The sequence below is a fragment of the Mesorhizobium sp. P2_A12 genome, from assembly GCF_056405075.1.
This window is the reverse complement of the sequence record NZ_JBFUCU010000008.1, coordinates 112,158-126,916: the sequence shown is the minus strand read 5'-3', so window position 1 is coordinate 126,916 and position 14,759 is coordinate 112,158. Positions and strand designations below refer to the sequence as shown.

Genomic DNA, 14,759 nt, shown 5'->3' with positions numbered 1-14,759 from the left:
CGGCAATCCTACGACCCGCTCGTCGCCAGCAGCGACAGCGTGCGCACATTGTCGTGGCCTTCGAAGTCGAGCAGGCGGGTCGGATACTGGCCGGTGAAACAGGCATCGCAGAACTGCGGCTGGTCGTTGTCGCGGCTGGCCTCGCCGACGGCGCGATAGAGGCCATCGATGGTGAGGAAGCCGAGCGAATCGACCCGGATGAACTCGGCCATTTCTTCCACCGACATGCGTGATGCCAGAAGCTTCGATTTTTCCGGCGTGTCGACACCGTAGAAGCAGGAAGCGCGCGTCGGCGGCGAGGCGATGCGCATATGCACTTCCCTGGCGCCGGCATCGCGCACCATCTGCACGATCTTCTGGCTCGTGGTGCCGCGCACGATGCTGTCGTCGACCAGCACCACGCGCTTGCCCTCGATCATGCGGCGGTTGGCGTTATGCTTCAGCTTGACGCCCATGTGGCGGATCGAATCGCCCGGCTGGATGAAGGTCCGGCCGACATAGTGGTTGCGGATGATGCCGAGTTCGAAGGGAATACCGGCGGCTTGCGAAAAGCCGATCGCCGCCGGCGTGCCCGAATCCGGCACCGGCACGACGATGTCGGCCTCGACCGGGCTTTCCTGCGCCAGTTCGGCGCCGATGCGCTTGCGCACCTCATAGACGTTGCGGCCCTCGACCGAGGAATCCGGCCGGGCGAAGTAGACATATTCGAAGATGCAGAAGCGGGTCTTGTGTGGCTCGAACGGGAACAGGCTTTCAATGCCCTTGGACGTGACGACAACCATCTCGCCGGGCTTGAGATCGCGCACGAAACGCGCGCCGATGATGTCGAGCGCGCAGGTTTCCGACGCCAGGATCCAGGCGCCGTCGAGATCGCCGAGCACCAGCGGCCGAATGCCGAGCGGATCGCGGCAGCCGATCATCTTCTTGGATGTCATCGCCACAAGCGAGAAGGCGCCCTCGACCTGGCGCACCGCGTCGATGAAACGCGAGTTCAAATCGCGCTCCTTGCTGGTGGCGACGAGGTGCAACAGCGTCTCGGTATCGGAGGTGGAGGAGAAGATCGCGCCCTGCTTCTGCAGCGCCCGCTGCACGGTCATGGCGTTGGTCAAATTGCCGTTGTGAGCGACGGCAAAGCCACCATCGGCCAGCTCGGCAAAGAACGGCTGGATGTTGCGCATGCCGGCGCCGCCTGTCGTGGCGTAGCGCGTATGGCCAATGGCGCGGTTGCCTTGCAGGCTGTCGATGACGCGCTGCTTGGTGAAGGTATCGCCGATCAGGCCGACATGGCGTTCGACATGGAACTGGGTGCCGTCATAGGAAACGATCCCGGCCGCTTCCTGGCCGCGATGCTGCAGCGCATGCAGGCCAAGTGTGACGATGGCTGCCGCATCCTGCCGGCCGAAAATGCCGAACACGCCGCATTCGTCGTGGAAATGGTCGTCGGCCTCGGCGGAAAGCACGTCGTCTGCGTCTGCCATCTTAAGCTCCGCTAAAATCGCCATATAGTGCGGGTTCGCGTCGAAAGCAACGCGCACCGTGCAGCCGTTCACACCATCGTCAGTTTCCGGCGCCGTTCCGGGCGTCAGTTTGCCGGTGCAGCCGGCGCTGGATTGGCCGGAGCGTTCTCCGCGGGCGGTGCTGCGGCGTCATCGTCGGGAGCGGGCGTGTTGGCATCCTCGCCACCTGCCGGGGCATCCGCCGCCGGTGCGTCCGGAGCAGCAGGCGTCTCAGCAGCCGGCTGATTCGGATTGAGCTTCTTGAGGATGGCGTTTTCCGGATCCTCGGGCAGCAGGCTTTCGAGCTTGGCGCCGATCTGCTCCAGCAACGGCCGCGACTTGGCATCCGTGACCCAGGCCGGTGCCTTGGCGCCAGCCAGCCAGTTGAAGAACAGGAGCGCGACGGCAACGACCAGAATGCCGCGCGCCGCGCCGTAGAGAAAGCCGAGCGTGCGGTCGAGAGCGCCGATCCTCGAGTCGATGATCCAGTCGGCGAGCTTCATTGTGATGACCGAGACGACGATCAGCGCGATGACGAAGACGATGCCGGCGGCGGCCGCCATGGCGATCTTTTCGTTGTCGATGTAAGGCTTGAGGTAAGGCAGCACCGGCTTGTAGAAGAAGAACGCCGCCGCTGCCGCCGCTGCCCAGGAGACGACGGACAGGATTTCGCGTGAGAAGCCGCGAACCATGGCGAGCATCGCCGAGACCAGGGTGAAGCCGACGAGAATTCCGTCAAGCAGCGTAATCGGCATGTTCTTTCGCCCCACTCCATGAGCCGCATTATAGCGCGGAGCATCGGGTTTTCCCAACCGGTTCCCAGTTTTGGGTCCGATGCTCTAGTCCTGCTCGTCCACGCGGCTTCGGCGTGAGCCGGCTATGCGTGCCACGAGGTCGGCAAGCTCGGTCGGCTGGAAAGCGCCGGCCCCGATCCCCCCGGCAAGTTCCTCGCTGCCCAAGGGCAGAACCGCGCTTCCAAAACCCAGCTTTTCGGCTTCCTTGAGGCGCTGTTGCGCATGCGCAACCGGCCTCACGGCGCCCGAAAGGCTGATTTCGCCGAAATAGACGCAATCGGCGGGAAGGGCAAGACCGGTGAGCGAGGAAACCAGGGCCGCCGCCACCGCCAGGTCGGCCGCGGGCTCCGAAATGCGATAGCCGCCGGCGACGTTGAGATAGACATCATGGCTGCCGAAGCGCACACCGCAATGGGCCTCCAGAACCGCAAGGATCATCGACAGCCGGGCGCCGTCCCAGCCGACGACCGCGCGGCGCGGCGTGCCGAGCGAGGAGGGGGCGACCAGCGCCTGGATCTCGACCAGCACAGGCCTTGTGCCCTCCATTCCGGCGAAAACCGCGGCACCCGGCGATTTCGCATGGCGCTCGCCGAGAAAAAGCTCGGACGGATTGGCGACCTCGCGCAGGCCCTTGTCCGACATTTCGAAGACGCCGATTTCGTCGGTCGGCCCAAACCGGTTCTTCACCGTACGCAGGATGCGGAAATGGTGACCGCCTTCGCCCTCGAAATAGAGCACGGCATCGACCATATGCTCGACGACGCGCGGCCCGGCGATCTGGCCTTCCTTGGTGACATGGCCGACCAGGACGATCGCCGCACCGGTGGATTTCGCATAGCGGATCATCGCCTGGGCGGCGGCGCGCACCTGGGTGACGGTGCCAGGCGCCGAATCGGCAAGGTCTGTCCACAGCGTTTGGATGGAATCGAGGATCACCAGGTCCGGCCGCTTGCCGTCGGCGATGGTGGCGAGGATGTCCTCGACATTGGTCTCGGCAGCAAGCTCCACCGGGGCTGCGGCAACACCGAGCCGCTGCGCCCGCAGCCTGATCTGCGCGACGGCCTCTTCGCCCGAGACATAGACGATGCGGTGGCCTTTGGACGCGAGTGCTGCGGCGGCCTGGGTGAGCAGCGTCGACTTGCCGATGCCGGGATCGCCGCCGACCAGCAGCGCCGAGCCGCGCACGAAGCCGCCGCCGGTGGCGCGATCGAGTTCGCCGATGCCCGAGATGATTCGCGGCGCGTCCTCGATCTCGCCCGACAGCGTGGTCAGCACCACCGCGCGACCCTTGCGGGCGTTGCGCGAGTTGGCCGGCCCTGAGCCGATGCCGCCGGACGTGCCTTCCTCGACCAGCGTGTTCCACTCGCCGCAGGCATCGCATTTGCCGGCCCAGCGCTGGTGCACCGATCCGCAATTCTGGCAGATGAACTGAACCCGCGATTTGGCCATCAGATGGATGCTGCTTGGAAGTAGTCGGGAGTTGGCGATCCTGCCCACCCCCCTCTGTCCTGCCGGACATCTCCCCCGCAAGGGGGGAGATTGGATGTCATCACCGTCTTCGCCAATCGCCCAGGTTGAAGAGAGGGGGCCGCAAATGAAACTGCAGATCTCCCCCCTTGCGGGGGAGATGTCCGGCAGGACAGAGGGGGGTGTGACGGAATGCGAGGGTAGATCAAAAACTCACTCGAATCTTTCCGGCAAATGATGCTCTTCGGCGAGGTCGGAGAAGCGGGTGAATTCGCCTTGGAAGGCAAGGCTGACAGTACCGGTCGGTCCATGGCGCTGCTTGGCGATGATCACTTCGGCCTTGCCCTGGACCTCGACCATCTTTGTTTCCCAGGCGAGATGCTCGGGCGTGCCTTTCTCGGGCTCCTTGTTTTTGATGTAGTATTCCTCGCGATACACAAACAGCACCACGTCGGCGTCCTGCTCGATCGAACCCGATTCGCGCAAGTCAGACAGCTGAGGATGCTTGTCGTCGCGGCTTTCGACCTGACGCGAGAGCTGTGAGAGCGCGATGATCGGCACGCCAAGCTCCTTGCCAAGCGCCTTCAGTCCGGTGGTGATCTCGGTGATTTCCTGGACGCGGTTCTGCGACGCCTTGGCGGACGAACCCTGCATGAGCTGGATATAGTCGATGACCATCAGATCCAACCCGCGCTGGCGCTTGAGGCGGCGGGCGCGAGCCGCAAGCTGGGCAATCGAGATACCGCCCGTCTGGTCGATGTAGAGCGGGCGCTTGTGGTTCTCCTGCGTGTACGCGACAAGCTTGCCGAAATCGGCTTCCGTCAGGTCGCCGCGCCTGATTTTTGACGATGGGATCTCGGTCTGCTCGGAAATGATGCGGGTGGCCAATTGCTCCGACGACATTTCGAGCGAGAAGAAGCCGACGACGCCGCCATTGGCCGCCTTGACGGAGCCGTCGGCCTGCTGCGCAGGCTCATAGGCGGCTGCAATGTTGTAGGCGATGTTGGTGGCCAGCGACGTCTTGCCCATGCCCGGGCGGCCGGCGATGATGATCAAATCCGACGGCTGCAGGCCGCCCATGCGGTGGTCGAGATCGCGCAGGCCGGTGGCGATGCCGGACAGGTGGCCATCGCGCATATAGGCGGCACTCGCCATGTCGACGGCGTTCTTCAACGCATCGGAAAAACTCTCGAAGCCGCCGTCGTAGCGGCCGTTTTCGGCCAGCTCGAACAGCCGCCGCTCGGCATCCTCGATCTGTTCGGTGGGCGCCATGTCGACCGGCGCGTCATAGGCGATGTTGACCATGTCCTCGCCGACGGTGATCAGCGCGCGACGCGTCGCAAGGTCATAGATGGCGCGGCCATAGTCGGTGGCGTTGACGACTGTGACGGCTTCCACCGCCAGCCGCACGACATATTGCGCCATCGTCATGTCGCCGACCTTCTCGTCGGCCGGCAGGAAAGTTTTCAGCGTGATCGGCGTCGCCACCTTGCCCATGCGGATGAACTCTGACGCCACCTCATAGATCTTGCGGTGGAGCGGCTCGTAGAAATGGCCAGCCTTCAGGAAGTCCGAGACGCGGTAGAAGGCGTCGTTGTTGACCAGGATGGCGCCGAGCAGCGCCTGCTCGGCCTCGATGTTGTTTGGCGCTTCACGATAAAGCGGTGTTTCCGCGACGCCGAATTTTCGCGCTGCCTCTGCCATGATATCCCCGATTTCGATCCCGGCTCTTCGATACCAGAATGACAAAAGTCAGTGCTGACTTATCTGCAACAGTGCCGATGCCAACCAACATCAATGTTCGCTTGTTCACAGGAACAACAAATCGTCCACAGGACAGAATTCCCGTCCCCCGATTTCAGTTGACTCGGCAGAGGAACAATCTACAAGAAAAACAAGAACGAAGCAAGAACAATTGTGCCGGTCAAATCTCCAGAACGTCGCCCCAGTCCGACCGCCGCGCAACCTTGAACGGCTCGCCGTCGCGCTTGGTGAACAGCCTTTCGCCGGCACTGCCGTTGCTCTCGCAAAGTTTCAGCAACACCTTGCCGGATCCTGATTTTGGTGGCGCGATGACCCGTGCCTGAGGGGAAGGAGCAGGCTGTCGCGAAGCGGCGACATAGATGAACTTCTCGTCCTCCCACGGCACGTCGCCATCCTTGGCCAGCCGGTGCAGGCGCGAGCGGGCGACGCGGCGGGAAAAATGACACCAGTCGGGTGGGGCGACCGGGCAGGGCGCCTGATGCGGGCAGGGCGCTAGCACATGTGCGCCCGCCTCGATCAGTTGCCGGCGCACAGCAAGGATGCGCTGCCATCCGGCCGGCGTGCCCGGCTCGACGACCAGCAGCGTATCGCTGGTGAGTTGCCACAGCCGACCGATGAGCTTTGGCAGAGACGCGGGGACAATTTCGTCGAGCACATAGGCGCAAGTGACCAGATCGGCCGGCTCGAGGTCGGCAAGGTCGATGGTGGCGTCGCCGGCCAGCCATCTGGTTCGGGCGGCAATCGCCCCGGCGGCAAGAGTTTCGCCGACCTTGCGCGCCGCGGCGCTGGCTTCGAACAGCACCGCCTGTTCGAGATCGGGCCACAAGTCGCTCGTGGCCCAAAGCACCGTACCAGGGCCGGCGCCGACATCGAGCAGGCTCTTGGGTTGAAGGCCGGGCCTGGTGTCGCCGAGCGCATCGAGGCTGGCGCGGACGGCGGCGTAGGTCGCCGGCAGCCGCGTCGCCAGGTAGGCTTGCACGGCCAGGTTCTCAGCCATATGCAGCCGACCGTCGCGCAGTTCGGCGCGGTACCGGTCGGACAGCGTTTTTGCCGCCTGCTTGAGTGTCGCCAGCGGAACGTTCTCGAGCAGACGCTCGACACCCTGGCGAAGTGGGGCCGGTAACTCCATGCTCAGGCTCCGCGTGGCGCGACGAGGATCACCGAGGCGCCGACAATGCAGAGCGCAGCTCCAGCGAAGTCCCAGCGGTCGGGGCGCACGCCCTCCGCTAGCCACAGCCAGCCAAGCGACGCCGCGATGTAGATGCCGCCATAGGCGGCGTAGGCGCGGCCGGCGGCATTGGCATCGACCAGCGCCAGCAGGAAGCCGAACAGAGCGAGCGAGGCGAGACCGGGGAGCAGCCACAGTGGCGACTTCTCCAGCCGCCACCACGCCCAGAACGAAAAGCAGCCGGCGATCTCGGCCAAGGCGGCAGCGACATAGAGAACATAGGTCATGAAAAAGGTCCGGTGGCGATCACTGGACCTTTTTCAGTGCAGGCGCCAGCAATGGCAAGCCGCAATACTATTTCCAAGGCATGTCGCTCAAAAGCGGGTCCGGCTTTGGGAGGACGACTTGCAAAAAACAAAGACCTAAAGCGCCTCGCATGCGTCCGTTCAAACGCGACGCGCTTCAGTCAGCAACCTTACGGCGGCGAGTTGGCTTGGCAGCCGGGCTCTTCTTGATGGGATCCGTTTCACGGTGACCCATATCGCGCATCTCAAGCGCCTTCTCGCATTTGGTCATGTAGTCGCGCGTCGTCGGCAAGGTGTCGTTCTTCTTGGCGATCTGGATCTGGAAGATCACCAGATCCTGCCAGCGGAAAGCGGCTTCCGAAGCGGCCAGGTAGAACTCCCACATGCGGCAGAAGCGCTCGTCGTAGATCGCCTTGGCCTTGTCGCGGTTGGCGGCGAAGCGCTCGCCCCAGTGCTTCAGCGTGTCGGCATAGTGCAGCCGCAGGATTTCGATGTCGGTGACGACCAGCCCCGACTTCTCGATCGCCGGCATGACTTCGGAGAGCGAAGGGACATAGCCGCCCGGGAAGATGTATTTGCGGACGAAGGCGGTGGTCGCCCACGGAACGCCGGAGCGGCCGATCGTGTGCAACAGCATTACGCCATCCGGCTTGAGCAGCGTCGCGCTCTTGTCGAAGAAGGTGCGGTAGTGGTTGACGCCGACATGCTCGAACATGCCGACCGAAACGATGCGGTCGAAACGCTCGTTGAGCTCGCGGTAGTCCTTGAGCTCGAAATGCACGCGGCTTTCCAACCCTTGCGCGTGCGCGCGGTCGGTGGCGACGCCATGCTGTTCGGTCGACAGCGTCACGCCTTGCACGTCGACGTCGAACGCCTTGGCGAGATAGAGGCTGAGCCCACCCCAGCCGGACCCGATGTCGAGCACCGTCTGGCCGGCCTTCAGCCTGAGCTTGGCGGCGATGTGGCGTTTCTTGGCGGCCTGCGCTTCGTCGAGCGTCATGTCCGGCTGCTCGAAATAGGCGCAGGAATACTGCATGTCCTCGTCGAGGAAAAGCCGGTAGAGATCGCCCGACAGGTCGTAGTGGCGCTGCACGTTGCGGCGCGAGCGCGAGGCGGTGTTGATCTGCTGCAGGCGGCGGAAAGCATGGCGCAGGCCTTCTATGGCTTTCGACCATGTGGCGTCGATGCCGCCGCTGCCCATGTTCTGGAAGGCGATGCGCATCACACCCAGCACGCCGCCTTCGAGAATGTCGAGTTCGCCGTCCATATAGGCTTCCGGCACCGCCAGCATCGGATCGAAGGTGATGGCTCGCTCGGCATGCGCGGTCTTGATGTGCATGTGCACCGGATCGCCGCTGCCGTCGCCGAAAACCACCGCGGCGCCCTTGGGGCCGGTTACCTTGAGATTGCCGGTGCGCACCAGGCGATCGAGAACGCGCTTGAGCAGAATATTCATGACCAAATGTCCCCTCAGACAGGCTGTCTCGGCGCATGACCCCGAAAATCGAAATCGATCTTCGGGAAAGGGATCGTGCGCCAAACCAAAGTTTCACAGCGTCCTTTGCGCGGCCAAAGGACGCGCGACGCTGTAGTCTGCATCAATATATAGGGGTTCGAAAAGTTCCATTTGGCACAAAAATGCCCGGGCGAGAAACCCGGGCATTGGTCCAGTATGGCTGAGGCCAACTGGGATCGAAGCTGAGTGCGGCACGCCCGGCAGGGCGCACCGGCAACTCAGACCGTCAGGCGTTGTCTTCGCCGCCTTCGAACTCGGTGTTCGGATCGAAGAAGTTTTCCGGCCGGGCATTGTCGTTGATGTCGTCGCCATAGATGGCTTCGGCGGTGGTCAGCGTCTCGCCCTTGGCCTGGCGTTCGGCTTCGTCGGCCGTGCGGGCGATGTTGAGCGTGATCGTGACCTCGACTTCCGGATGCAGCGCGATCGCCACATTGGTGAGGCCGATGGTCTTGATCGGCTGGTTGAGCAGGATCTGGTTGCGGTTGACCGTGAAACCTTCCGCCGTCAGCAGATCCGCGATGTCGCGGGTCGACACCGAGCCGTAGAGCTGGCCGGTTTCGCCAGCCGAACGCACGGCGATGAAGCTCTTGCCGTCGAGCTTTTCGGCGACCTGGCTGGCTTCCGACTTGCGCTCGAGGTTGCGGGCTTCGAGCTGGGCGCGCTGGCCTTCGAACTTCTTCTTGTTGGCTTCGTTGGCGCGCAGCGCCTTGCCCTGCGGCAGCAGGAAGTTACGGGCAAAGCCGTCCTTGACCTTGACGGTATCGCCCATCTGGCCGAGGCGGGAAACGCGTTCGAGAAGAATGACTTCCATGGTTTTGTTCCTTCGTTTGGGCGCCAATCGTTGGGATCGACGCCGAATGTCTTGGGAACAGGTCAGGAAGCTTGGGGCGCGCCTTGGCGCCGGTGTCGCTGTCCTGCCTGTTCAGGCAGTTAGAGGTTTGACCTCAACTCGGGATTTGAATGCGATCCCCGCGGCGCCCGTCGCCGAGGTGAAAAAAGCGGGCGGCAAGCCGCCCGCTCGAAAGTCTTAGCGAACCACGTAGGGCAGCAGGCCGAGGAAGCGGGCGCGCTTGATCGCCTTGGCGAGTTCGCGCTGCTTCTTTTGGCTGACGGCAGTGATGCGCGACGGCACGATCTTGCCGCGCTCGGAAATGTAGCGCTGCAGCAGACGCACGTCCTTGTAGTCGATCTTGGGCGCGTTGGCGCCGGAGAACGGGCAGGTCTTGCGGCGGCGATGGAACGGGCGCCGGGTCGGGATCTGGTTGATGTCGACCATTATTCTGCACCCCCTTCAAAGCCTTCGCGCGGACGGCGCGGACCACGATCGGCACCGGCATCGCCGAACGAGCGCGGCGGACGATCGCCACGGTCGCCGCGATCACGGTCGCCGAACGAGCGCGGACCACGATCGCCACGGTCACGGTCGCCGAAGCCGCCGCGTTCCGAGCGCTCTTCGCGCTTCTGCATCATGGCCGACGGGCCTTCCTCATGCGCCTCGACCTTGATGGTCAGGAAACGCAGCACGTCTTCGGACAGGCCCATCTGGCGCTCCATCTCGTTGAGCGCGGCCGGCGGGCAGTTCAGGTCCATCAGCGTGTAGTAAGCCTTCCGGTTCTTGTTGACCCGGTAGGTGAGGGACTTCAGTCCCCAGTTCTCGACCCGGCCGACGGACCCGCCATTTGCGGAGATGACGCCCTTGTACTGTTCGACAAGCGCATCGACCTGCTGCTGCGAGAGGTCCTGCCGGGCAAGAAACACATGTTCGTAAAGAGCCATAGTGTATCAGTGCCTTTCTTCGTTTCTCTCCCGGTTCCCGGCGGCAAAAGCCTCTGCAACTTCTCTGACCCGCCGTTCCCGGTAAAAGGGGGCGGAGAAGAAAGGAGCATGACGAGACGGTCGAGAGCGGAGACACGGGAGGCGGAAGCACTTCTGTCTTCACACGAAAGTTTTCGAAAAAACCTCCGGCCCTCCGTTCAGCCCCCAGCTGGGACCGGCAGATTGGGGGCGTCTATACAGCAATCCGCCCACAACGCAAGCGCAAGCGGCATTCCCTTGTGTCGCAGGGGCGGAAAAATCAAGCAGCAACAATGGCAAGGCTTCGTGGTTTCCGGCAACCGGGCCTTAACCACAATGTCAGGTTGTGTGGAGTTGAAATCCTGCCGTCAACGGTCGATTCATCAAGGGAGGCGCAGAAGCGTGACGCAACGGCGCAGGGCCTGATCCTCGCGGGATCGTTTGGCTCAACTCATATGGGCGACGATTTTGTCGACCGTTTCGGGGAAGAAGTCCGGCGCTGCGAGGCGTTTGCCGAACATCATGTCGTACTGCAGCAGGCGGAAATCGCGGATTGTCGGGTCGATCTCCTTCTGCCGTGCCCAATCGGGCGTGGCTTCGCCCGTCGGCGTCAGCAACAAATTGCGGTCGACGACGCGGTAGCGTTCGCGCATCTCACCCAGGAAGCCGGTGTAGTATGGGTGGGTGATGCCGGCGGTGGTGAGGATATGATAGGGCAGGAACGCCGGGCTCACCGCGCCCAGGTTCTCGACCGGACCGGAGTGGTTCGACCAGATGATCAGCGGCGTCTGGTGATGTTCAAGTGCGGCTTGCGGCGTCGGTTCCTTGCGCGGCGCGACATTGTCTTTCAGGAAGCCGGTTTCGACATAGACCGGCCCCAGCGGCGGCAGATGGTCGCCGAAGAAGGCGATCACGGTGGGACGGGAGCGTTTCTTCGCCCATTCGACAAGGCGTTCAAGGCCACGATCGGCGTCGGCTGACCCCTCGGCGTAGCTGAGCAGCGATTCGCGCGCCCACTGGCTGATCGGTGCCTGCACCGTGTGTGTCGGATTGTAATAGCGGTTCGGCTCGTAGGGACCGTGGTTTTGCAGACTGACAGCAAAAAAGAACACCGGCTCATCGCTGGCGTCGGCCTCGCTGATGATCTCGTCGGTCATCGCCGCATCGGACGCCAGCGGCCCGCGCTTCTGCAAGGGCGGCAGCGTCTCTTCTGATTTGAAATCGTTGAAGCCGAAATCTGCGTAGACCGCGCCACGGTTCCAGAACCAGTTGGTGCCGGGATGGATGGCGCGCGCCCGGTAACCCTGGCTCTTGAGGAACGTCGCGAGTGAAGGCGTCGGCGTGCGCACATATTGCTGATAGGGGATGCTGCCAGCCGGCAGGAAGGCGTTGGAAAAGCCCGTCAGCGCCTCAAACTCGATGTTGGCGGTCATGCCGCCGAATTCGGGCGAGAACATCGAGCCCGAACGCAGCGCCCGCACGTTGGGGATCGGGTCGGGCGTGATGGTGACGCCGGGCAGCTTGGTCGGATCCCAGAAGGATTCGCTCATGACGATGATGATGTCGGGTTTTTCGGCCGGCATCGAGGCGGTCACATCGGTCCTGTCGATCGCCGCGATTGCCTTGTCGGAATAGCCCGGCGGCGCCGAGACATGCGCCATCGGCACGTTGAGAGCGAAGGCCAGGGCAAAGCCGTTGGAGGCATAGTTTTCCTTCTGGTCCCACATGATCGGGATGATCTGCAGCCGGTCCCTGGTCCAGGAGAAGGTGGCGTAGTCCATGATCGAAACGAAGAAGGCGAGCAGCGGCACCGCCAGCGTCAGCCGGGCAAGGCGGCCCTTGCGGCTGAGCGCCGGAACCCTGCGGCGCCATAGCCGCCAGCCATAGACGAGCAGCGACAGGCCGGCGACGATGCCCGCGACCATGGCCAGCGCGGTCATCGGCCGGTCGCGCACCAGGAGCGGCAGCAGCGCGAAAATCTGGCGGGCGTAGAGGAAATCGGTGGGATAGAGCGGATCGCCGAGATAATGCGACTTCTGGTGGCCGACGAAGGCAAGGGACAGGGTCAGCGGCGCGACGATCATCAGGCTCTGGTGGCTGCGGCCGAGCACCGCATCGAGGCCGATCAGGATCAGCGCGAACACGACGATGGTGGTCCAGCCCGGCTTGAGCGGCTGCAGGAAGAAGGCGACCGTGCCGGCAAAGTCGCCGCGCACGATCAATTCGATGGCAAACACCATGACGGCCGCGATCGCCAGGCTGACCAGCCCATAGCGCACGACCGGCCATGTCCTGCCCGGCAGATAGCCGGTGGACGGGTCGTCTTCCAGGAACTGTGGCGCGGCTTTGCCGACGCGTTTAGAACTCTTTGCCACTTTAACTTCCCCACCCAGCGACAAACTCGTCACTCGATTGTCATATAATTGTCACGCAAAGCTAGCGCCTGTGGCGGAAATAAGAAGAGCCAGCAAACGATTCGTGAGCGGTTTTCATCAGGAGTGATCGCCAAAAAGCCTTTCGGAACAGGCACTCGGCCGGCGATGGTGCCGCCGGCCAGGGTCGAACTGGGCTTGACTTGGCGGCCTGCCTTGCGTCACAGGCAAGAAAAACCCGACTATCAGGCAAGCAAAACCAGCCCTTGGGAGCCCTCGCATGGCCGTTGCATTCACCTTTCCTGGACAAGGCAGCCAGGCTGTCGGCATGGGCAAGGATCTCGCCGATGCCTTTCCCGAGGCGCGCAGGATCTTCCAGGAGGTCGACGACGCACTTGGCGAAAACCTGTCGAAGCTGATCTGGGAAGGGCCAGAGGAGACGTTGACGCTCACCGCCAATGCGCAGCCGGCGCTGATGGCGGTGTCGCTGGCCGCGATCAGGGCGCTGGAATCGCGCGGCTTCTCGCTGAAGGACAAGGTCGCCTATGTCGCCGGCCATTCGCTGGGCGAATATTCGGCGCTCGCGGCCGCCGGCTTCGTTTCGGTTGCCGATGCCGCCAGGCTGCTGCGCATCCGGGGCAATGCCATGCAGGCAGCAGTGCCGGCCGGCGAGGGCGCCATGGCGGCAATCATCGGGCTGGAGCAGGCGGGTGTAGAAGCTGCCTGCGCCGAGGCTGCCCAAGGGGCAGGCTCTGTCTGCCAGGTGGCGAACGACAATGGCGGCGGCCAGCTGGTCATTTCAGGCACAAAGGGCGCAGTGGAGCTGGCGGCGAAACTTTGCACGGAAAAGGGCGCCAAGCGGGCGCTGATGCTGCAGGTTTCGGCGCCTTTCCACTCCGCTCTGATGACGCCGGCGGCCGAGATCATGCGCGAGGCTCTGGCCAGCGTGGCGAAGGCCGCCCCGGTGGTTCCCATCGTCTCCAACGTCACCGTCACCCCGACCAATGATCCGGACGAGATCGCGCGGCGTCTGGTCGAGCAGGTGATTGCCCGCGTGCGCTGGCGCGAGACTGTGGAATGGTTCGGCGCAAACGGCATCGCCACGCTTTACGAGATCGGCGCCGGAAAGGTGCTTTCAGGCCTGGCGCGGCGTATCAACCGCGACATCGCCACCGCGTCGGTGGGCTCTGCGGCTGATGTCGAGGCGGTGCTGGCGACGCTTGCTTAATCTAGTGCCATTTGACCCCGCCCGTGCAAAGGGTGTTCTCTTCTCAATCAGGAGACAAAAATGTTCGAATTGACTGGCCGCAAGGCACTCGTCACCGGCGCATCGGGAGGCATTGGCGAGGCGATCGCCAGGGTCCTGCATGCGCAAGGCGCGATCGTCGGCCTGCATGGCACGCGGGTCGAGAAACTGGAGACGCTGGCCGCCGAGCTTGGCGATCGGGTCAAGCTGTTCCCGGCCAACCTGTCGAACCGTGACGAGGTCAAGGCGCTCGGCCAGAAGGCGGAGGCCGACCTCGAAGGTGTCGACATCCTCGTCAACAATGCCGGCATCACCAAGGACGGGCTGTTCGTGCGCATGTCGGACGCCGACTGGGACACCGTGATCGAGGTCAACCTGACCGCTGTCTTCAGGCTGACCCGCGAACTCACCCATCCAATGATGCGCCGCCGTCACGGCCGTATCATCAACATCACCTCGGTTGTCGGTGTCACCGGCAATCCCGGCCAGACCAACTACTGCGCCTCCAAGGCCGGCATGATCGGCTTTTCCAAATCGCTGGCGCAGGAGATCGCCACCCGCAACATTACCGTCAACTGCGTCGCCCCGGGCTTCATCGAATCGGCCATGACCGACAAGCTCAACGACAAGCAGAAGGAGGCGATCATGGCGGCGATCCCGACGCGCCGCATGGGCACCGGCGCCGAAGTCGCATCCGCCGTTGCCTATCTCGCCTCCAACGAAGCCGCCTACGTCACCGGCCAGACCATCCATGTGAATGGCGGCATGGCGATGATCTGAACGAGGTCCGGCGGAGTTGTTGCCGGCTTGTGAAAAGAGACCATTTCGGCTTGGACC

The 14,759-nt window shown here is 63.4% G+C and carries 13 protein-coding genes; 2 read left to right on the top strand and 11 right to left on the bottom strand.

The window, feature by feature from the left end; translation table 11 throughout:
* Positions 1-8: 8 nt before the first annotated feature.
* The 11 genes from purF to AC1DZU_RS19110 form a co-directional block, all read right to left on the bottom strand.
* Positions 9-1,478: an amidophosphoribosyltransferase gene (purF, locus tag AC1DZU_RS19160; protein ID WP_477287288.1), complete on the bottom strand. Its 1,470-nt coding sequence runs from the start codon at positions 1,476-1,478 to the stop codon at positions 9-11.
* Positions 1,479-1,582: 104 nt separating this feature from the next.
* Positions 1,583-2,251, bottom strand: a complete 669-nt coding sequence (locus AC1DZU_RS19155) for a CvpA family protein (protein ID WP_457151113.1) — start codon at positions 2,249-2,251, stop codon at positions 1,583-1,585.
* Between the two features lie 84 nt (positions 2,252-2,335).
* Positions 2,336-3,739 carry a DNA repair protein RadA gene (radA, locus tag AC1DZU_RS19150; protein WP_477287286.1) on the bottom strand — a complete coding sequence of 468 codons (1,404 nt, stop codon included), beginning with the start codon at positions 3,737-3,739 and terminating at the stop codon, positions 2,336-2,338.
* A 231-nt stretch (positions 3,740-3,970) separates the two neighbouring features.
* Positions 3,971-5,461, bottom strand: coding sequence for a replicative DNA helicase (locus tag AC1DZU_RS19145; RefSeq protein WP_095086422.1), 1,491 nt, complete (start codon positions 5,459-5,461; stop codon positions 3,971-3,973).
* Positions 5,462-5,681: 220 nt separating this feature from the next.
* Positions 5,682-6,650: a small ribosomal subunit Rsm22 family protein gene (locus AC1DZU_RS19140; protein ID WP_477287284.1), complete on the bottom strand. Its 969-nt coding sequence runs from the start codon at positions 6,648-6,650 to the stop codon at positions 5,682-5,684.
* 2 nt (positions 6,651-6,652) lie between these two features.
* Positions 6,653-6,976, bottom strand: a complete 324-nt coding sequence (locus AC1DZU_RS19135) for a YnfA family protein (protein WP_477287283.1) — start codon at positions 6,974-6,976, stop codon at positions 6,653-6,655.
* Positions 6,977-7,151: 175 nt separating this feature from the next.
* A complete protein-coding gene (locus AC1DZU_RS19130; protein WP_477287281.1) occupies positions 7,152-8,450 on the bottom strand; it encodes a class I SAM-dependent methyltransferase in 1,299 nt (432 codons plus the stop codon).
* A 286-nt stretch (positions 8,451-8,736) separates the two neighbouring features.
* Positions 8,737-9,321 (bottom strand): 50S ribosomal protein L9, encoded by a 585-nt coding sequence (gene rplI / locus AC1DZU_RS19125; RefSeq protein ID WP_095086410.1) that lies wholly within the window; start codon positions 9,319-9,321, stop codon positions 8,737-8,739.
* Between the two features lie 216 nt (positions 9,322-9,537).
* Positions 9,538-9,786, bottom strand: a complete 249-nt coding sequence (gene rpsR / locus AC1DZU_RS19120; RefSeq protein WP_006203718.1) for a 30S ribosomal protein S18 — start codon at positions 9,784-9,786, stop codon at positions 9,538-9,540.
* Positions 9,786-10,286, bottom strand: coding sequence for a 30S ribosomal protein S6 (gene rpsF / locus AC1DZU_RS19115; protein ID WP_023761609.1), 501 nt, complete (start codon positions 10,284-10,286; stop codon positions 9,786-9,788). Before rpsF ends, rpsR begins: the two co-directional genes overlap by 1 nt.
* 464 nt (positions 10,287-10,750) lie before the next feature.
* Entirely contained in the window at positions 10,751-12,703 is a 1,953-nt protein-coding gene (locus AC1DZU_RS19110) for an LTA synthase family protein (RefSeq protein ID WP_477287419.1), read from the bottom strand.
* 253 nt (positions 12,704-12,956) lie between these two features.
* Between AC1DZU_RS19110 and fabD the strand changes: the two genes are divergently transcribed.
* Both fabD and fabG read left to right on the top strand, forming a co-directional pair.
* On the top strand, positions 12,957-13,904 hold the full coding sequence (gene fabD, locus AC1DZU_RS19105) for an ACP S-malonyltransferase (RefSeq protein WP_477287279.1): 948 nt from the start codon (positions 12,957-12,959) through the stop codon (positions 13,902-13,904).
* Positions 13,905-13,964: 60 nt separating this feature from the next.
* Positions 13,965-14,702 carry a 3-oxoacyl-[acyl-carrier-protein] reductase gene (gene fabG / locus AC1DZU_RS19100; protein ID WP_477287277.1) on the top strand — a complete coding sequence of 246 codons (738 nt, stop codon included), beginning with the start codon at positions 13,965-13,967 and terminating at the stop codon, positions 14,700-14,702.
* The last annotated feature ends 57 nt before the right edge of the window (positions 14,703-14,759 follow it).

Coding starts and splice junctions, on each gene's coding strand:
- purF (WP_477287288.1), bottom strand. CDS start 1,478: ATGGCAGACGCAGACGACGTGCTTTCCGCCGAGGCCGACGACCATTTC.
- AC1DZU_RS19155 (WP_457151113.1), bottom strand. CDS start 2,251: ATGCCGATTACGCTGCTTGACGGAATTCTCGTCGGCTTCACCCTGGTC.
- radA (WP_477287286.1), bottom strand. CDS start 3,739: ATGGCCAAATCGCGGGTTCAGTTCATCTGCCAGAATTGCGGATCGGTG.
- AC1DZU_RS19145 (WP_095086422.1), bottom strand. CDS start 5,461: ATGGCAGAGGCAGCGCGAAAATTCGGCGTCGCGGAAACACCGCTTTAT.
- AC1DZU_RS19140 (WP_477287284.1), bottom strand. CDS start 6,650: ATGGAGTTACCGGCCCCACTTCGCCAGGGTGTCGAGCGTCTGCTCGAG.
- AC1DZU_RS19135 (WP_477287283.1), bottom strand. CDS start 6,976: ATGACCTATGTTCTCTATGTCGCTGCCGCCTTGGCCGAGATCGCCGGC.
- AC1DZU_RS19130 (WP_477287281.1), bottom strand. CDS start 8,450: ATGAATATTCTGCTCAAGCGCGTTCTCGATCGCCTGGTGCGCACCGGC.
- rplI (WP_095086410.1), bottom strand. CDS start 9,321: ATGGAAGTCATTCTTCTCGAACGCGTTTCCCGCCTCGGCCAGATGGGC.
- rpsR (WP_006203718.1), bottom strand. CDS start 9,786: ATGGTCGACATCAACCAGATCCCGACCCGGCGCCCGTTCCATCGCCGC.
- rpsF (WP_023761609.1), bottom strand. CDS start 10,286: ATGGCTCTTTACGAACATGTGTTTCTTGCCCGGCAGGACCTCTCGCAG.
- fabD (WP_477287279.1), top strand. CDS start 12,957: ATGGCCGTTGCATTCACCTTTCCTGGACAAGGCAGCCAGGCTGTCGGC.
- fabG (WP_477287277.1), top strand. CDS start 13,965: ATGTTCGAATTGACTGGCCGCAAGGCACTCGTCACCGGCGCATCGGGA.